We start from the raw sequence: 21,048 nt of genomic DNA on the forward strand, positions 1-21,048 counted from the left end.
AAGGGGTGATGGTCGAGCACCGGACCCTGGAGAACCTGGTGCACTGGCATAACCAGGCGTTTGCCCAACAGGCCGGCAGCCAGGTCTCCAGCGTTGCCGGCTTTGGCTTCGACGCCATGGCCTGGGAAGTCTGGCCGGCCTTGTGCGTGGGGGCGACCCTGCACCTACCGCCACGGGACATCGGCAATGAAAACATCGAGCAGTTGCTGGCCTGGTGGCAGGCCCAGCCGCTGGAGGTGAGCTTCTTGCCGACACCGGTGGCCGAATACGCTTTCCACCAGCAGTTGCAGCACCCGACCCTGAAGACCCTGCTGATTGGCGGCGATCGCCTGCGCCAGTTCACCCGAGCCCAGGGCTTTGCGGTGATCAACAACTACGGGCCGACCGAAGCCACGGTGGTCGCCACCTCGGGCGCGGTGCAGGTGGGGCAGGTGCTGCACATCGGTACGCCGATGGCCAATGCCCGGGTCTACCTGCTGGATCGGCAGATGCGTCCGGTGCCGGTGGGCGTGGCGGGTGAGTTGTACGTGGGCGGCGCCGGGGTCGCCCGGGGTTACCTGAACCGCTCGCAAATGACCGCCGAACGGTTCCTCGCCGACCCGTTCAGCCAGGACCCCGAGGCGCGCATGTACCGCAGTGGTGACCTGGCGCGCTGGCTGGCCGATGGTTCCATCGAGTACCTGGGGCGTAACGACGACCAGGTGAAAATCCGTGGCATGCGCATTGAGCTGGGGGAAATCGAAACCGCCCTGGCGCGCTTCCCCGGCTTGAGCGAGGCCGTGGTCCTGGCCCGCGAGGACGGCGCGGGGCACACGCGCCTGGTGGCGTACTTCACCGCTGCCGAGCACGTGCAGATCGACGCGCTGCGGGCCGAGCTGCAGGCCAGCCTGCCCGGGCATATGGTGCCATCGGCCTATGTGCAATTGCCGGCGCTGCCGCTGACGGCCAACGGCAAGCTGGACCGCAAGGCCTTGCCGGAACCGGCGGCCGAGGACTTGATCAGCCGCGAATACCAGGCCCCCGAGGGGGCGGTGGAAGTCGCCTTGGCGCAGATCTGGCAGGAGGTGCTCAAAGTCGAGCAGGTGGGGCGTCATGACCACTTCTTCGAGCTGGGTGGGCATTCGCTGTTGGCCGTCAACCTGATCGAACGCATGCGCCAGGCGGGCATGAGCGCGGATGTGCGCATCCTGTTCAGCCAGCCGACCCTGGCCGCCCTGGCGGCGGCCGTGGGCAGCGGGCGTGAAGTCCAGGTGCCGGACAACCGCATTCCGGCCGATTGCCAGCGCATCACCCCGGACATGCTGCCCCTGGTGCAACTCGACCAGGTGACCCTCGACGCGGTACTGGCGCGGGTTCCCGGTGGTGCGGCCAATGTGCAGGACATCTACCCCCTGGCGCCGCTGCAGGAGGGCATCCTCTATCACCACATCACCGCGCGGCAGGGCGACCCGTACCTGCTGCAATCCCACATGGCCTTTGCCGACCGTTCGGTGTTCGCGGCCTTCACCGAGGCCTTGCAACAGGTCATCGCGCGGCACGACATCCTGCGCACCGGCGTGCTCTGGGAAGGCTTGCAGCAACCGCTGCAAGTGGTGTTGCGCAACGCTCCGCTGGTGGTGCGCGAGGAACTGCTGGACCCGGCGGCCGGGGACATTCTCGGCCAGCTTCATGCCCTGTACGACGCCCGTCATCACCGCCTGGATATCAGCCAGGCGCCACTGATGCGCGTGCATTTCGCCCATGACCCGGCCAATGCGCGGATCGTCGCCGTGGTGCTGTTCCATCACCTGGCCCTGGACCACACCGCCATGGACGTGGTCGGCCACGAGCTGCGGGCGTTCCTCCTCGGCGAGGGGGGCAACCTGGGGGCGCCGGTGCCGTACCGCAATTACGTGGCCCAGGCGCGCCTGGGTGTCAGCGAGCAGGAGCATGAGGCGTTTTTCCGCGACATGCTCGGCGACATTGACGAACCGACGCTGCCGTTCGACCTGCAAGACGTGCAGGGCGACGGCGGGGATATCGAGGAACGCAGCCAGGCCTTGCCGAGTACCCTGAGCGCCCGTTTGCGCCATCAGGCTCGCTTGCAGGGAGTGAGTGCCGCGAGCCTGTTCCACCTGGCCTGGGCCCGGGTGCTGGCCGGCACGTCGGGCAAGCCGGCGGTGGTCTTCGGCACCGTGCTGCTGGGGCGGATGCAGGGCGGCGAGGGCGCGGATCGGGCCCTGGGCATGTTTATCAATACCTTGCCGTTGCGGGTGAACGTCGACCAGGTCTCGGTGCGCGAGGGGCTGCGGGCCACCCACGGGCGGCTCAGTGCCTTGCTCGGCCATGAACATGCGTCCCTGGCCCTGGCCCAGCGTTGCAGCGGGGTGGCGGCGCCGTTGCCGCTGTTCAGCGCCATGCTCAACTACCGCCACAGCCAGGACACGCAGCAGCCGGAAGCGGTGCACGCTTCGGCCCATGGCATCCAGACCCTGGCCGGCGAGGAGCGCACCAACTACCCGTTGAGCTTGAACGTGGACGATCGCGGCGAAGGCTTCAGCCTGACCGCCATGACCCCGGCACGGATCGGCGCGCAGCGCATCTGCGGCTACATGCAGACCGCCCTGGAGTCCCTGGTGGACGCCTTGGAACGGGCGCCGGACATGGCGATGAACTGCTTGCCGATCCTCCCCGGCGCCGAGCGCCAGCACCTGCTGCTGGACCTCAACGCCACCGCGGTCGGCTATGACCTCGAGCAGACCTTGCATGGCCTGTTCGAGGCCCAGGTGGAGCGCACGCCAGAGGCGCCGGCACTGTTGGCCGGTGGGCAGCAACTGAGCTACCGCCAGCTCAACCAGCGGGCCAATCAGTTGGCCCACCACCTGCGGCGCCAGGGCGTGAGTGCCGACAGTCGGGTGGCGATCTGTGTCGAACGCGGGCTGGAGATGGTCATCGGCTTGCTGGCGATCCTCAAGGCCGGCGGCGGTTATGTGCCGATCGACCCGAGCTACCCGGCAGAGCGCATCGCCTACATGCTCGAAGACAGCGCGCCGGTAGCGGTGCTGGTGCAGGGCGCGACGCAGCACCTGGTGGACCTCGGGCTGGCCCCGCTGATCAGCCTCGACGCGCCGCTGTGGCCGGCCGAGCCGCTGGACAATCCTCAGTGGCCCGAGCTGCACGCCGGGCACCTGGCCTACGTGATCTACACCTCGGGTTCCACCGGGCAGCCCAAGGGCGTGATGAACGAGCACGGTGCGGTGGTCAACCGCCTGTTGTGGATGCAGGACGCCTATGGCCTGACGGCTGCGGACGCGGTGTTGCAGAAGACCCCGTTCAGCTTCGACGTCTCGGTGTGGGAGTTCTTCTGGCCGCTGATGACCGGTGCGCGCCTGGTGATGGCGCGTCCGGAAGGGCACAAGGACCCGGCCTACCTGAGCCAGGTGATCCAGGCCGAGGGCATCAGCACCGTGCATTTTGTGCCGTCGATGCTCGATGTGTTCCTGGCCCACGGCGCCGATGCGGCCTGCGGCGCCCTGGTGCGGGTGATCTGCAGTGGCGAAGCGCTGCCGGGGAACCTGGTACGGCGCTTCAAGCGGCAACTGCCGGGCAGCGAGCTGCACAACCTCTATGGCCCGACCGAGGCCGCAGTGGATGTCACGGCCTGGAACTGCGCCGGGCCGGTGGAGCAGACCCCGGACAACACGCCGATCGGCAAGCCCATCGCCAACACCCGCATGTACCTGCTCGACGAGCAGCAGCAGCCGGTGCCCCAGGGTGTGGTGGGTGAGCTGTACATCGGCGGGGTGCAGGTGGCGCGGGGTTACCTGAACCGCGCGCAACTGAACGCCGAACGCTTCCTGGTGGACCCGTTCAGCCCTCTGGCCAACGCGCGGATGTACCGCACCGGCGACGTTGCCCGCTACCGCGCCGACGGCCATATCGAGTACCTGGGGCGCAACGATGACCAGGTCAAGCTGCGCGGCCTGCGCATCGAGTTGGGGGAAATCCAGGCACGCCTGACCCAGTTGCCGGAGGTCAAGGAAGCGGTGGTCCTCGCCCGTGAAGACGTGCCGGGGGACATGCGCCTGGTGGCTTACTACAGCACCCGGGAGGCCGGCCAGCGCCTGGCGGTGGAGGCCCTGCGCGGGCACCTGCTGCAGCACTTGCCGGAGTACATGGTGCCGGCGCTGTTCGTGCACTTGGAGGCCTTGCCGCTGAGCCCCAACGGCAAGCTGGACCGCAAGGCCCTGCCGGCCCCGGGGCTGGAGGCGGCCATCGTGCGTGATTACGAAGCGCCGCAAGGGGAGACGGAAATCCTCCTGGCCCGACTCTGGGCCGAACTGCTCAACGTGGAACGCGTTGGGCGCCACGACAACTTCTTCGAGTTGGGCGGGCACTCGCTATTGGCCGTGAGCCTGATCGGTCGGCTGCATCAGGAAGGCATGGAAGCCGATGTCAGGGCCTTGTTCGAACAACCGACCCTGGCCGGGTACGCGGCAATTACAGAAAGAATGGAGATCGTCCTGTGAGCGTGATTGAACTGTTGGCAACCCTGAAGGCAAAAGACATCCAACTGGCGTTGCGCGATGAGCAACTGATTGTCCAGGGCAACCGCCAGGCCCTGACCGAGCCTGCGGTGATCGCCCAGTTGCGCGAGTACAAGCCGGTGCTGATCGAGATGATCCGCTCGGGGCAGTACTCGGCGCCCAAGTCCGGCCAGGTGGAGGTGCCGGTCAACGGCATCCTGCCCGGCTGCACCCGGATCACGCCGTCGATGCTGACCCTGGTGCAACTGGACCAGGAGGCCATCGACCGCCTCGTCGCCAGCGTCCCGGGGGGCGCCGCCAACGTGCAGGACATCTACCCCCTGGCGCCGTTGCAGGAGGGCATTCTCTACCACCACGCCAGTGCCGGGCAGGGCGACCCCTATGTGATGCAGGCGCATTTCGCCTTTGACCATCGGCCCCGCCTGGAGGCCTTTGCCCAGGCCTTGCAGGCGGTGATCGAACGCCATGACATCCTGCGCACTGCCGTGCTCTGGGAAGGCCTGGAGACACCGCTGCAAGTGGTCTGGCGCCAGGCCACCCTGGCGTTGCAGGAGGTGCCGCTGGCGCCGGCCGACGGCGATATTCTTGAGCAGTTGCACCAGCGTTTCGACGCCCGCCACTACCGCCTGGACGTGACCCAGGCGCCGCTGATCCGCCTGGCCTATGCCGAGGACCCTGCCAACCAGCGCCTCGTCGCCGTGCTGCTGTTTCACCACATGGCCCTGGACCACAGCGCCCTGGACGTGGTGCGCCAGGAAATGTGCGCCTTGCTCCTGGGCCAGGGCCATCTGCTGGGCCCGGCCGTACCGTTCCGCAACTACGTGGCCCAGGCCCGATTGGGCATGGGCGAGGAGGAGCACGAGGCGTTCTTCCGCCAGATGCTCGGCGACATTGACGAACCGACCCTGCCGTTCGGCCTGCATGACGTGCAGGGCGACGGCAGCGCCATCGACGAATTCAGCCTGCCCCTGGACCCACAGCTGTGCCAGGGCCTGCGGGCCCAGGCGCGACAACTGGGGGTGAGCGCCGCGAGCCTGTTCCACAGCGCCTGGGCCCAGGTGCTGGGCGCGCTGTCGGGCAAGCGCAAGGTGGTGTTCGGCACGGTGCTGATGGGGCGCATGCAGGGCGGCGGTGACAACGACCGGGCCCTGGGCATGTTTATCAATACCTTGCCGTTTCGGGTCGACCTCGACGGCTGCACGGTGCAGGACGGGGTCAAGGCGGCCCACGCCCGGCTCACCACCTTGCTGCGCCATGAACACGCACCGCTGGCCCTGGCCCAGCGCTGCAGCGGTGTCTCCGCACCGGCACCGCTGTTCAGCAGCTTGCTCAACTACCGGCACAGCGCGCCGGCCAGCGGCAACTTGATCACGGCCTGGCAGGGCATCTCCAGCCTGAACTCCGAAGAACGCACCAACTACCCGCTGACCATGAGCGTGGATGACCTGGGCCAGGGCTTTGTCCTGACCTTGCTGGCCTGCCGCGAGGTGACCCGCAGCGGGTTTGCGACTACCTGCGCTGTGCCCTGGAAAACCTCGTGCACGCCCTGGAACAGGCACCGCAGCAGGCCCTGGAGCAAGTGTCGGTGCTGCCGCTTGCCGAGCGCGAGCAGCTGCTGGCCCTTAACCCGCCCCGGGTCGACTACCCGCAAGGGCTGACCATCGGCCAGCGCGTGGCGGCCCGGGCGGCGACCCAACCGGACGCCGTGGCGGCGATTCATGAAGGGCAGCAACTGACCTACGCCGAGCTCAATCGCCGGGCCAACGGCCTGGCCCGGCGCCTGCTGGACCTGGGGGTACAGCCCGATGACCGGGTGGCGGTGATCGCCCGGCGCGGCCTCGACACCCTGGCCGGCCTGCTGGCGGTGCTCAAGGCCGGTGCCTGTTATGTGCCGATTGACCCGGCCCATCCCCTTGAACGCCTGAACTACCTGCTGGCCGACAGCGCCCCGGTGGCGCTGCTGACCCAGGCCGACCTGCGCGGCCGCCTGCCGGCGTTTTTGGGGCCGCTGATCGAGCTGGAGGAGGGCGCCGGGAGCGACGCAGCCTGCGATGATCCGCAATTGCCGCAACTGACCGCGCAGCATTTGGCCTATGTGATTTACACCTCCGGTTCCACCGGCCTGCCCAAGGGGGTGATGGTCGAGCACCAGACCCTGGGCAACCTGGTGGACTGGCACAACCAGGCCTTTGACCTGGGGCCGGGGCGCCATACCTCGAGCCTGGCCGGTTTCGGGTTTGATGCCATGGCCTGGGAAATCTGGCCGGCGCTGTGTGCCGGGGCGACCCTGCATTTGCCGCCTGTCCAGGACGGCACTGAAGACCTCGACGCGCTGCTGGCCTGGTGGCGCGCCCAGCCCCTGGACGTGAGTTTTTTGCCGACCCCGGTGGCCGAGTACGCCTTCAGCCAGCACCTTGAGCACCCGACCCTGCGCACCCTGTTGATCGGCGGTGATCGCCTGCGGCACTTCTCCAGGGCCCAGGCATTCGAGGTGATCAACAACTACGGCCCCACCGAGGCCACGGTGGTGGCGACCTCGGGCCGGGTCGAGGCCGGGCAGGTGCTGCACATCGGCAAGCCGATGGCCAATGCCCGTGTCTACCTGCTGGACGAGCAGCAACGCCCGGTGCCCCTGGGGGTGGCGGGGGAGCTGTACGTGGGCGGCGCCGGGGTGGCTCGGGGCTACCTCAACCGTGCCGATTTGACCGCCGAGCGTTTTCTGCACGACCCGTTCAGCGATCAGCCCCAGGCGCGCATGTACCGCAGCGGCGACCTGGCGCGCTGGCTCGCCGACGGCAGCCTGGAATACCTGGGGCGCAACGACGACCAGGTGAAAATCCGTGGCCTGCGCATTGAATTGGGGGAAATCGAAAACCGCCTCAACCAACTGGCCGGCATTCGCGAAGCCGTGGTGGTGGCCCGTGAAGATGAACCGGGCCAGCCCCGGCTGGTGGCCTATTTCACCGAACAGGCAGAGGTCGAACCCCTGGCCCCGGCCGAGCTGCGCCAGCAACTGCTGGCCCATTTGCCGGACTACATGGTGCCGGTGGCCTACGTGAAACTCGACGGCTTGCCGCTGACTGCCAACGGCAAGCTGGACCAGCGCGCCCTGCCAAAACCCGACCGGGCGGCGACCTTCAGCCGCGCCTACGAGGCGCCTCTGGGCGAACTCGAAACCACCCTGGCGCAGATCTGGGCCGAGGTGCTGCAGGTCGAGCGCGTGGGGCGTGGCGATCACTTTTTCGAGCTGGGCGGGCATTCCCTGCTGGCGATGCGCATGGTCTCCCAGGTGCGCCTGCAGTTGGGGGTGGAGCTGGCCCTGGGCGAGCTGTTTGCCAACCCCGAACTGGCCGCCGTGGCCCAGGTGCTGGCCCAGGCGGGGCGCAGCGCCTTGCCACCGATCCTGGCGGTGCCGCGGGACGAGCCGTTGCCCCTGTCGTTTGCCCAGCAACGGCTGTGGTTTATTGCCCAGTTGAAAGGGGTGGAAAGCGCCTACAACATTCCCATCGCGCTCGGCCTGCGGGGTCGCCTGGATACTCTGGCCCTGCAACGGGCCCTGGCGCGGATCGTCGAACGCCATGACAGCCTGCGCAGCCGCTTCACCCTGGACAACGACGAGCCCTGGGTGCAGATCACCCCGGCCGAGGCCGGCTTCCCATTATCGTGCCAGGACTTGGCCGGCCAGCCCCTGGACCTGCTGCAGGAACAGGTGCGGGCCCACAGCGCCCAGGCCTTCGACCTGCAACAGGGGCCGCTGATTCGAGGGCAACTGCTGCGCCTGGCGGATGAGCACCATGTGCTGCTGCTGGCCTTGCACCACATCGTCGCCGACGGCTGGTCGATGGGCGTGCTGACCCGGGAACTGGTGGCGCTGTACCAGGCCTTCAGCCAGGGCCAGGACGACCCGCTGCCGGCGCTGGCCTTGCAGTACGGCGATTTTGCCGTGTGGCAACGGCGCTGGCTCAGCGGCGAGTTGCTGCTCAAGCAAAGTGCCTACTGGCAGCAGGCCCTGGCCGGCGCCCCGGCCGTGTTGTCGCTGCCCAGCGACCGGCCACGCCCGGCCCAGCAGGATTACGCTGGCGGCTGTGTCGAGCTGTGCCTGGATGAACGCCTGAGTGCCGGGCTCCAGGCCCTGAGCCAGCGCCATGGCAGCACCTTGTTCATGACCCTGCTGGCGGGCTGGAGCCTGCTGCTGAGCAAGCTCAGCGGCCAGCCTGACCTGGTGATCGGCTCGCCGGTGGCCAACCGCACCCGGGCCGAGGTTGAAGGCTTGATCGGCCTGTTCGTCAACACCCTGGCCCTGCGCATCGATGTCTCGGCGGCGCACACCGTCGAAGCCCTGCTGGCCCAGGTCAAGGCCGTGACCCTGCAAGCCCAGGCCCATCAGGACCTGCCGTTCGAGCAGGTGGTGGAAGTCACCCGGCCCCAGCGCAGCCTGTCCCACAGCCCGTTGTTCCAGCACATGCTGGCCTGGGACAGCGGCTCGGGATCGGCCCTGGTGCTGGGCGACCTGCAACTGGAGGCGGTCAGTGGTGGCGAGCATTTCGCCAAGTTCGACCTGAGCCTGACCCTGGGCCAGAGCGAAGGGCGGATCGGCGGGTCTCTGGTGTACGCCACGGCCTTGTTCGATCACGCCACGGTCGAGCGTTACCTGGGGTATTTCGAGGCGGTGTTGCAGGCCATGGTCGCCAATGACCAGCAGGCCCCGGAGCACATCAGCCTGCTTGACCCGCAGGCCCGGGAACAGGTGTTGCACGGCTTCAACCCGGCGCCGGTGGACTTCCCCCGGGGGCAGACCCTGCATGGGCGCTTCGAGGCCCAGGCGCGGCTCACCCCCCATGCCCTGGCCGTGCAAGCCGGCGACCAGCGCCTGAGTTATCGCGAACTCAACGAGCGGGCCAACCAACTGGCCCATCACCTGCGCGAGCAGGGCGTGGGGGTGGATTCGCGGGTGGCTATCTGCGTTGAACGCGGGCCGGGCATGGTCATCGGCCTGCTGGCGATCCTCAAGGCCGGTGGCGCCTATGTGCCCCTGGACCCGAATCACCCAGCGCAGCGTCTGGCCTGGCTGCTGGAGGATTGCGCGCCGGTGGCGGTGCTGGTCGAGGACGCCACCCGCGGCCTGCTCGGCGCTGTGGAGACGCCGCTGATCAGTGTTGACCAGCGCTGGCTGCAGCCGTCGAACAACCCCGACGTGCCGGAGTTGAACGCCCAGCACCTGGTGTATGTGGTCTACACCTCCGGCTCCACCGGCCTGCCCAAAGGGGTGATGCTGGAGCACCACAACCTGCTCAATCTGGTGGATTGGCATAACCAGGCCTTCGCCCAAGGGCCGGGCAGCCAGACCAGCAGCGTTGCCGGTTTCGGCTTTGACGCCATGGCCTGGGAAATCTGGCCGGCCTTGTGCGTCGGCGCCACGGTGCACCTGCCGCCGGCCGGCGTGGGCAGTGCCAACCTCGATGCGTTGCTGGACTGGTGGCGCGCGCAACCCCTGGACCTGAGCTTCCTGCCGACCCCGGTGGCCGAATACGCCTTTGCCCAGCAGTTGGGTCACCCGACCTTGCGCACCCTGTTGATCGGCGGTGACCGCCTACGGCAGTTCGCCGAGGAACAGCGCTTCAGCGTGGTCAACAACTACGGGCCGACCGAAGCCGCCGTCGTGGCGACCTCGGGTCGTATCGAGGCCGGGCAGGCCCTGCACATCGGTACGCCCATCGCCAACACCCGGATCTATTTGCTGGACGAACAGCTGCGGCCAGTGCCGATCGGTGTGGCCGGTGAGCTGTACATCGGCGGTGCCGGGGTGGCGCGGGGTTACCTGCACCGCCCGGACCTGACTGCCGAACGCTTCCTCGACGACCCCTTCGTCGAGACGCCGGGCGCCCGCATGTATCGCAGCGGCGACCTGGCCCGCTGGCTGGCCGACGGCCGTATCGACTACCTGGGACGCAATGACGACCAGGTGAAAATCCGCGGCGTGCGCATCGAGCTGGGCGAGATCGAAACCCGCCTCAACGGTTACCCCGGGGTCCAGGAGGCGGTGCTGCTGGCCCGTGAGGACGAACCGGGGCAGACCCGGCTGGTGGCTTATTTCACCCTGGCCGAGGCGGGCGTCGAGGTGGCGGCCGCCGAGTTGCGCGCCCACCTGCTGACCCAGTTGCCGGACTACATGGTGCCGGTGGCGTATGTACGGATGGACGCGTTGCCCTTGACCGCCAACGGCAAGCTCGACCGCCGGGCCTTGCCCAAACCGGACCTGACGGCGTTGCTCAGCCGCGACTATGAAGCGCCCCAAGGCCCCGTCGAAACCCGCCTGGCGCAGATCTGGGCACCGCTGCTGCAGGTGGAGCGGGTGGGGCGTCACGACCACTTCTTTGACCTCGGCGGCCACTCGCTGCTGGCCATGCGCATGGTGTCCCAGGTGCGGGCGCAACTGGGCCTGGAACTGGCCCTGGGTGAGCTATTCGCCAACCCGGAACTGGCCGCCGTGGCCCGGGCCCTGGAGCAGGCCCAGGCGGACAGCCTGCCGCCGATTCTGGCGACGACCGGGGAGCAGAAACGGCCGCTGTCGTTTGCCCAGCAGCGGCTGTGGTTCCTGGCGCAGATAGAGGGCGTCGGCAGTGCCTACAACATCCCCTTGGGCCTGGGGTTGCGCGGGCCGTTGCACGTGACAGCGCTGATCCAGGCCCTGGAGCGCATCGTTGAACGTCATCAGGTGTTGCGCAGCCGCTTTGTGCAGATCGACGATGAACCCCAGGTGCTGATGGCGGCGGCCGAGGGCCTGTTGAACCTCGCTCGCCACGACCTGACGGCCGCACCCGAAGCCTTGCAGGCCCTGGTGCAACGGGAGGCCAGCGAGCCGTTCGACCTGGCCCGCGGGCCGCTGATTCGCGGGCACTTGGCGCAACTGGGCCGCGAGCACCATGTGCTGTTGCTGACCTTGCACCACAGCGTCGCCGATGGTTGGTCGATGGGCGTGCTGACCCGTGAGTTGATGGCGCTGTATGCCGCCTTCAGCCAGGGCCAGGCCGACCCGTTGCCGCCGCTGGCGGTGCAGTACAGCGACTTTGCCCTGTGGCAGCGACGCTGGCTCAGTGGTGAACGCCTGCAACAGCAAAGCGCCTACTGGCAGCAGGCCCTGGCCGGTGCCCCGGCCTTGCTCAGCGTGCCCAGCGACCGGCCACGCCCGGCGCAGCAGGATTACACGGGGGGCAGCGTCGAGCTGCGGCTGGATGCGGACTTGAGCCTGGAGCTCAAGGCCCTGAGCCGACGTCACGGCACCACCTTGTACATGACCTTGCTGGCTGCTTGGAGCGCCTTGCTCAGTCGCCTGGCCGGGCAAACCGACGTGGTGATCGGCTCGCCGGTGGCCAACCGCATGCGCGCCGAGGTCGAAGGGCTGATCGGCCTGTTCGTCAACACCCTGGCGTTGCGCATCGAGGTGTCGCCGGGGCTGGACGTCGCCGGGCTGCTGGCCCAGGTCAAGGCCCGGGTGCTGGAGGCCCAGGATCACCAGGACCTGCCGTTCGAGCAGGTGGTGGAAATCACCCGGCCGCAGCGCAGCCTGGCCCACAGCCCGCTGTTCCAGAGCATGCTGTCCTGGGACGCGCAACCGGGCACGGCCCTGGCCCTGGATGAGTTGCAACTGGAAGTGCTGGGCGGTGGCGAGACCTTCGCCAAGTTCGACCTGGCGTTGAACCTGGGGGAGGTCCAGGGGCAGATTGCCGGCTCCCTGGTGTACGCCTCGGCCTTGTTCGACGCCGCCACCGTCCAGCGCTACGCCGGCTATTTCGAGCGCCTGCTGCGGGCCATGGTCGCCCATGACCAGGGGCTGCTGGAGCAGGTGCCGCTGCTGGATGGGCAGGAGCGCGAACAACTGCTGGTGCAGTTCAATGCGACCCACGAGGCCTTCGACCTGGAGCAAAGCATTCACGGCTTGTTCGAGGCCCAGGTGCAGCGCAGCCCGGACGCCGTGGCCCTGGTGGCCGAGGGCGAGGCCCTGACCTACGGCCAGCTCAATGCCCGGGCCAACCAGTTGGCCCGTCACCTGAGCGAGCAAGGCGTGGGGCCGGATGCCCGGGTGGCGATCTGCGTCGAGCGCAGCCTGGAGATGGTCATCGGCTTGCTGGCGATTCTCAAGGCGGGCGGCGGTTATGTGCCGATCGACCCGAGCTACCCGGCGGAACGCATCGCCTACATGCTTGACGACAGCGCGCCGGTGGCGGTGCTGCTGCACGGCGCTACCCGTCACCTGTTGAGTGCAGTGACCGCGCCCCTGATCGACCTCGACCAGCCGGTCTGGCACGCGCAGCCATCCAGCGACCTGCCGGTTGCCGGCCTCAGCCCGCGGCACCTGGCGTACGTGATCTACACCTCCGGTTCCACCGGGCAGCCCAAAGGCGTGATGAACGAGCACCGGGCGCTGGTCAACCGCCTGCTGTGGATGCAGCAGGCCTACGGCCTGACGGCGGCGGACGCGGTGTTGCAGAAAACCCCGTTCAGCTTTGACGTCTCGGTGTGGGAATTCTTCTGGCCGCTGATGACCGGTGCGCGCCTGGTGATGGCGCGCCCGGACGGGCACAAGGACCCGAGCTACCTGAGCCGGGTGATACAGGTTGCAGGCATCAGCACCCTGCATTTTGTGCCGTCGATGCTCGATGTGTTCCTGGCCCAGGGCGAGGCCGCCGACGGCCACTCGCTGGTGCGGGTGATCTGCAGCGGCGAGGCGCTGCCGGGCAGCCTGGTGCGGCGCTTCAAGCAGCAACTGCCAAGCTGCGAGTTGCACAACCTCTATGGCCCGACCGAGGCCGCAGTGGACGTTACCGCTTGGCACTGTGGCGGGCCGCTGGATGCGACCCCGGACAACACGCCGATCGGCAAGCCCATCGCCAACACGGGCATGTACCTGCTCGACGAGCAGCTGCAGCCGGTGCCGCTGGGCGTGACCGGCGAGCTGTATATCGCCGGGGTGCAAGTGGCGCGCGGTTACCTGAACCGGCCAGAGCTGAACGCCGAGCGCTTTTTGCGCGACCCGTTCAGTGCCGAACCCGGTGCGCGGATGTACCGCACCGGCGACGTTGGGCGCTACCTGGCCGATGGCAACCTGGAGTACCTGGGGCGCAACGATGACCAGGTGAAGATCCGTGGCCTGCGCATCGAACTGGGGGAAATCCAGGCGCGCCTGACCCAGCTTCCCGGGATCAAGGAGGCGGTGGTGCTGGCCCGTGAAGACGTGCCGGGAGACAAGCGCCTGGTGGCCTATTACACCGGCGACGGCAGCGACCTGGGGCTGGACATCGAGCAACTGCGCAGCCACCTGCTGCAACACCTGCCGGAGTACATGGTGCCGGCACTGTTTGTGCACTTGGAGGCGCTGCCCCTGAGCCCCAACGGCAAGCTCGACCGCAAGGCCTTGCCGGCCCCGGGGTTGGGTTCGCTGCAGGCGCGGCCTTACGAAGCCCCCATCGGCGACACCGAAACCCTGCTGGCGGGGCTGTGGGCCGAACTGCTGAACGTGGAGCGGGTCGGGCGCCATGACCACTTCTTCGAGCTGGGCGGGCACTCGCTGCTGGCGATCAACCTGATCGGGCGCATGCGCCGCGCCGGGCTGGCGGCGGATGTGCGGGTGCTGTTCGGCCAACCGACCCTGGCAGCCCTGGCCGCTGCGGTGGGCGAGGGCCGGGAGGTGGACGTGCCGGCCAACCTGATCGGCAGCGATTGCTCGCGCATTACCCCGCAACACTTGCCGCTGCTGGACCTGGAGCAAGGCGCGATCGACCAGGTCGTTGCCCAGGTGCCCGGCGGCGTGCGCAACGTGCAGGACATCTACCCCCTGGCGCCGTTGCAGGCGGGGATCCTCTATCACCACATTCTGTCCACCCAGGGCGACCCCTACCTGTTGCAGGCGCAGTTTGCCTTCTCCAGCCCTGAACGCCTGGAGGCCTTTACCCAAGCCTTGCAGGCGGTGATCGAACGCAACGACATTCTGCGCACCGCGGTGTTCTGGGACGGGCTCGAAGAACCGGTGCAAGTGGTGCTGCGCCAGGCCACGCTGCACGTTGAAGCGGTGCAGGTGCGAGCCAGTGGCGGCGATGTGCTGGAGCAGTTGCTGACCCGTTTCGACCCCCGGCATTTCCGCCTGGACCTGGCCCAGGCGCCGCTGATTCGCCTGTACCACGCCTGGGACAAGGCCCAGCAGCGGGTGGTGGCCTTGCTGCTGTTCCATCACCTGGTCATGGACCATGTCGGCCTGGAGGTGTTGCAGCAGGAGGTCCAGGCCTGCCTGCTGGACCGGGCCGACCAGTTGGCCGCGGCAGTGCCTTACCGTAACTACGTGGCCCAGACCCGCCTGGGAATGGGCGAGCAGGAACACGAGGCGTTCTTTAGCGAGATGCTCGGCGACATCGACGAGCCGACCCTGCCGTTCGGCCTGGCCCAGGTCCAGGGCGACGGTCGGGACATCGAAGAGGCCCAGCAGGCGTTGGGCGAACCGTTGAACCAGCGCTTGCGCACCCAGGCCCGGCAGTTGGGGGTGAGTGCCGCGAGCCTGGTGCACTTGGCCTGGGCCCAGGTATTGGGTGCCGTGTCGGGCCAGGACCATGCGGTGTTCGGCACCGTGCTGTTTGGCCGGATGCAAGGCGGCGAGGGCGCCGAACGGGCCCTGGGGGTGTTTATCAATACCTTGCCGCTGCGGGTCGACCTCGGCGATCAAGGGGTGCGTACCGCGTTGCTGGCCACCCATGCGCGGCTGGCCCGCCTGCTGGCCCACGAGCACGCGCCGTTGGCCCTGGCCCAGCGCTGCAGCGGGGTGGCACCGCCGACGCCGCTGTTCAGCGCCTTGCTCAACTACCGTCACAGCGCCGTCGGTAGCGCGCCTTCGACCGAGGCCAGTGGTGCCTGGCAGGGCATGCATTTACTCAAGGCCGAGGAACGCAGCAACTACCTGCTGACCCTGAGCGTGGACGACCTGGGCCATGACTTCATGCTCAGCGTGATGGCCGGCTGCGGCATCGGCGCGCAACGGGTGGCGGACTACATGCACGCGGCGCTGGAGAACCTGGTGCAGGCCCTGGAGCAGGCGCCGGAGCGGGCCATCAGCCACCTGTCGATCCTCTCGACGGCTGAGCGCCGGCAACTGTTGGTGCAATTCAACGCCAGCACGCGCGACTTCCCCCGGGAGCAGACCGTGCACCGGCTGTTCGAGGCCCAGGCGCAGTTGCGCCCGCAAGCCGTGGCGGCGGTGCACGGCAGCGAGTCCCTGAGTTACGCCGAGCTCAACCAGCGCGCCAACCGACTGGCGCACCACCTGCTCGACCTGGGTGTGCAGCCGGGGGACAACGTGGCGTTGCTGTTGCCGCGCTCCTTCGAGCTGTTGCTCGGCCAACTGGCGATCAGCAAGTGCGCGGCGGTCTATGTGCCGCTGGACATCAACGCCCCGGCTGAGCGCCTGGGCTTTATGCTCGACGATTGCCAGGCGGTGCTGTTGCTGACCCAGGGCGAGCCGACGCTGGAGCACCCGGTGCCGCGCCTGGACCTGGCGCAGTCGAGCCTGATGCACGCTGGCCTGGATGCCGGGCCGAGCCATGATCCGCAACTGCCGCAGTCGTCCGAAACCGCGGCCTACATCATGTACACCTCCGGTTCCACCGGGACCCCCAAAGGCGTGTTGGTGCCGCACCGGGCCATCGTGCGGCTGGTGCGCAACAACGGCTACGCCGATTTCAACCCCCAGGACCGCCTGGCGTTTGTTTCCAACCCGGCGTTCGACGCCAGCACCATGGATGTCTGGGGCGCCTTGCTCAACGGCGGCCAAGTGCTGGTGATCGACCACCACACCTTGCTTGAACCCGAGGTGTTTGGCCGGGCCCTGTTGGACTCGGGGGCGACCGTGCTGTTTCTCACCACCTCGCTGTTCAACCAGTACGTGCAGCTGATTCCCGAGGCCCTCAAGGGCTTGCGCCTGCTGCTGTGCGGCGGCGAACGGGCCGACCCGGGGGCGTTCCGCCGCTTGTTGGAACAGGCGCCGGCGCTGCGCCTGGTGCACTGCTACGGCCCGACCGAAACCACCACCTTTGCCACCACCGGTGAAATCCGGACGCTGGCGGCGGACGCCGAGAGCGTGGTGGTGGGCGGGCCGATTGGCAATACGCGGATCTACGTGTTGGATCGGCGCCAGCAACCGGTACCGGTGGGTGCCGTGGGCGAGATCTACATCGGCGGCGAAGGCGTGGCCCTGGGCTACTTGAACCGCCCTGAGCTGAATGCCGAGAAGTTTGTCCACGACCCCTTCGACGAGCAGCCGGGGCGCCTGATGTACCGCACTGGCGACCTGGGTCGCTGGTTGGGCGAGGGGCAGCTGGATTGCATCGGCCGCACCGACGACCAGGTGAAACTGCGCGGTTTCCGCATTGAGCTGGGGGAAATCGAAACCTGCCTGGCCGCGTGCCCGGGAGTGCGCGATGCTGCGGTGCTGGTGCGCGAGATCGGCCCGGGGGACAAGCGCCTGGTTGCGTACTACACCCGCCAGGCCACGGCCGAGGCGCTGGACAGCGAGCGCTTGCGTGCTGAGCTGCAAAGCCAGTTGCCGGACTACATGGTGCCCGCGGCCTATGTGTGCCTCGAACGCCTGCCGCTGACCGCCAACGGCAAGCTGGACCGTAAGGCCTTGCCGGCGCCGGAGCTGCAGGCCTTGGCCGGGCGCGTCTACGAGGCGCCGGCCACGGCCCTGGAACAGATCCTGGCGCGGATCTGGGCCGAAGTCTTGCAGGTGGAACAGGTGGGTCGCCACGACAGCTTTTTCGAGCTGGGCGGGCACTCGCTGTTGGCCATTCGCCTGCTGAATCGCATGCAGCAGGACGGGTTGAAAGTGACCCTGGCCGAGCTGTTCCAGCACGCCAGCATCGAGTCGCTGGCGACCTTGCTGGGCCAGCGCACCCAGCCATTGGAGGACCAGCAGAGCCTGATCGAAGTGCGCGGCACTGGCCGCCAGCCGCCGTTGTTCCTGGTGCACGAGTTCAGCGGCATGGACCTGTACTTTCCGGTGCTGGGCCGGCATATCCCGGGGGACTTCCCGATCTACGGCTTGCCGGGAATAGCCTTGCAGCACGGGCAATTGCAGACCATGGAAGGCCTGGCCGGCCGTTTGGTGCGGCTGATTCGCTCGGTCCAGCCCGAGGGCCCGTACCGCCTCGCCGGGTGGTCGTTTGGCGGGGTGCTGGCCTATGAAATCGCCCTGCAATTGCAGGGGCAGGACCAGGTGGTGCAGTTCCTCGGCCTGATCGACAGCTACATGCCGCGCCTGACCGACCAGGGCAAGGCGCGTTGGAATGGTCCTCACGCCAAGAAGCGCCATTTGCTGCTGCAATGCGAGAGCTACTGGACGCTCCAGGGCCGTGACGGCGAGGCGGCCCTGGCCGGGGTTCGCCAGTTGGAACAGGAGCTGGAGCTGCACGACTTTGCCGGGCTGCTCCAGGCCTGCCGTGAACGCCAGGTGCTCAACCCGTCGTTGCTGGAGACGCCGGCCGGCGACCTGGAACGCTTCCTCGGACGGGAAGTGGCCCACGGGCACGCCATGGCCCACTACACCCTGCATCCGATTGGGTTGCCGGTGCACCTGTTCTGTGCCGAGGAGCGGCCCACCGAACTGGCGCGGCGCAGCGAGTCCCTCGGCTGGGCCGAGGTATTGGGCGCGCGCTTGCAGATTGTGAATGTGCCGGGGGACCACCTGAGCATGATGCAGGCGCCCCACGTCCAGGCCCTTGGCCAGGCCATTGCGTCGGCCATGGCCGCTGCAGCGCCCGAACCCATGGCGCCGCACCAGCCGTTGTTGAACATCCAGACCGGGCGTGCCGGGCAGACCCCGATTTTCTGTGTGCCGGGGGCCGGTGACAGCGTCACCGGGTTTATCGGCCTGACCGATGCCCTGGGGCTTGACTGGCCGCTGTTCGGCTTGCAACCCCGGGGCCTGGACGGGCAATGGCCGCCCCACAGCCAAGTGGAAAGCGCCGCCGAGCATGCCTTGTCGGCCTTGCAGCAGGTGTGCCCGGAGGGGCCGGTGCACCTGGTCGGCCATTCCTTTGGCGGCTGGGTGGCCTATGCCTTGGCGGCGAGCCTGCAGGCCCGGGGGCGCCAGGTGGCGTCCCTGACCCTGATCGACAGCGAAGCGCCGGGGGGCAACGGTGGCGTGGCCAGGCCCTACACGGCGACGGCGGTCATGGAACGCTTGATCGAAGCCTTGCAACTGGCCTCGGGCAAGTCCCTGGGGATCGACCCGGTGGCCTTTGCCGCGGCCGACGATGCGAGCCAACTGCGCTTGCTGCATGGGGGCATGGTGCGGGTCGGCCAGTTGTCGCCGCGCTCAACCCCCGAGGCGATCTACGGCACGGTGCGCACCTTTGGCGCGGCGCTGCGCACGGTCTATCAGCCACGCCAGTTGTACCGCGGGCCGGTGCGCCTGGTGCTGGCCGAGGACCCGACCCTGGACGCCGCCGGCAACCTGCGCGAGCAGGAGGCGATGCTCCATGGCTGGCGCCAGTTCGCCGACCCGTTGCAGGTGTGGCATGGCCCGGGCAACCACTTCAGCATCCTCAAGGCACCCGACGTCTTCAGCCTTGCGGCCTGGTGGCACGAAGGGCTGGCCCTGGCGGTGGGCGAGGGGGTGTCGTGAGGCGCTGTGCGGAAAGGCACTGAACGCGGTTTTATCGATCGGGAGCATCACTCATGACGGCAATAGGGTGCTCCTTACACAAGGGTCCGGCTGCGGCCGGACCCGCTCTCAACACATGTGTGGGCATTTATGGAAAAGTCGAAATTTCGCAAGGCAGGCCTGGGGCTGGCGCTGCTGCTGGCGGTCGGGCTGGTGGTCTACACGGTGCAGGCGCCGGCCGAGGCGCCGCAGTACCTGGTGGCCAAGGTCGAGCGCGGCGATATCGAAAACGCCGTGCTGGCCACCGGGCTGCTGGAAGGCATCAAGCAAGTGGACGTTGGGGCCCAGGTCTCGGGGCAATTGAAGTCGCTCAAGGTCAAGCTCGGGGACAAGGTGAAGAAGGGCCAGTGGCTGGCGGAAATCGACCCCCTGGTGCTGCAGAACACCTTGCGCCAGGCCCAGGTCGACGAGGAAAACCTTCAGGCCCAGCGGCGGGCCACGGCGGCCCAACTCAAACAGACCAAGTCGATTTACGAGCGCTACCAGGACTTGCAGTCCGATGCGTCGATTTCCCGGCAGGACTTCGAGACCGCCGAGTCCAACTATGAGGTGCAGCGGGCCAACCTGCTGTCCCTCGATGCGCAAATCAAGAGTGCGCATATCCAGATCGACACGGCCAAGGTCAACCTGGCCTACACCCGGATCGTCGCGCCCATCGACGGCGACGTGGTGGGCATCGTCACCCAGGAAGGCCAGACCGTGATCGCCCAGCAACTGGCGCCGGTGCTGCTCAAGCTGGCGGACCTGGACACCATGACCGTCAAGGCCCAGGTCTCGGAGGCCGATGTGATCCACATCACCCCGGGGCAGGCGGTGTATTTCACCATCCTCGGCGAAGACCGACGCTACTACGGCAAGCTGCGCGGCACTGAACCGGCACCGCAGAACTTCCTCGACACCCAGGCGGCCGGCACGTCGAAACAGAGCAGCGCGGTGTTCTATAACGCGCTGTTCGACGTGCCCAACCCGGACCACCGGCTGCGCATCGCCATGACCGCCCAGGTGCGCATTGTGCTCGACACCGCCGAGGCGGTGCTGATGGTGCCGGTGGCGGCCCTGGGCCCGCGCAATGCCGACGGCAGCTTCCCGGTGCGGGTACTGGACGCCAAGGGCCATGCCCAGCAACGCAGTGTGCAGGCCGGGATCAACAACAACGTCAAGGTCGAGATCAAGGACGGGCTGGTGGAGGGTGACACGGTGGTGATCGGCGATCCGGTGTCCGCTGTGGTGGGAGCCTGACCATGACCCAGCCATTGTTGGAACTCAAAGGCATCACCCGCAGTTTCATGGCCGGCGACAAGGCCTATATCGCCCTCAACGAGATCGACCTGACGATCCAGGCCGGGGAGATGGTGGCCATCACCGGCGCCTCGGGCTCGGGCAAGTCCACCCTGATGAACATCCTCGGCTGCCTGGATTACGCCACCGCCGGCAGCTACCGAGTCAACGGCCGGGAAACCCGCGACCTGGACAACCAGGAGCTGGCGGAGCTGCGGCGCGACTACTTCGGTTTTATCTTCCAGCGCTACCACCTGTTGCCGCACCTGAGTGCCATGCACAACGTCGAGATGCCGGCGATTTATGCCGGCACCGCGGAAAGCCGGCGCCACAGCCGGGCCAGTGCGTTGCTCGGGCGCCTGGGGCTGGCGGGGCACCTGGAGCATCGCGGTCTTGCTCCGGGCCACCTCTTCAGCGCCTTCATGGCTTCCCAGGCGTGCCAACTGCGCCGCCAGATTCATCGCCAGCGCCTCGCGGGAATAGACCCCGCCGCCCTGGGCATAAACCGAAGCGATCAGTTCCCGCAACTCCAAGGGCATG

At 67.8% G+C, this 21,048-nt stretch carries 3 protein-coding genes and 1 pseudogene; all 4 read left to right on the forward strand.

The window, feature by feature from the left end; genetic code table 11:
• A partial coding sequence (locus tag M1B34_RS19235; protein WP_268265971.1) for a non-ribosomal peptide synthetase occupies positions 1–4,508 on the forward strand: 4,508 nt, incomplete at its 5' end.
• A pseudogene (locus M1B34_RS19245) lies at positions 4,505–19,191 on the forward strand (amino acid adenylation domain-containing protein). The gene M1B34_RS19235 and the pseudogene M1B34_RS19245, both read left to right, overlap by 4 nt.
• Positions 19,192–19,320: 129 nt before the next feature.
• A complete protein-coding gene (macA, locus tag M1B34_RS19250; RefSeq protein WP_268262542.1) occupies positions 19,321–20,469 on the forward strand; it encodes a macrolide transporter subunit MacA in 1,149 nt (382 codons plus the stop codon).
• Positions 20,470–20,471: 2 nt separating this feature from the next.
• Positions 20,472–21,048, forward strand: a 577-nt coding sequence (locus M1B34_RS19255) for an ABC transporter ATP-binding protein (protein WP_268265973.1), incomplete at its 3' end; no start/stop codon positions are given.

The organism is Pseudomonas morbosilactucae, assembly GCF_023241715.1.
Lineage (GTDB): Bacteria > Pseudomonadota > Gammaproteobacteria > Pseudomonadales > Pseudomonadaceae > Aquipseudomonas > Aquipseudomonas morbosilactucae.

Coding starts and splice junctions, on each gene's coding strand:
- macA (WP_268262542.1), top strand. CDS start 19,321: ATGGAAAAGTCGAAATTTCGCAAGGCAGGCCTGGGGCTGGCGCTGCTG.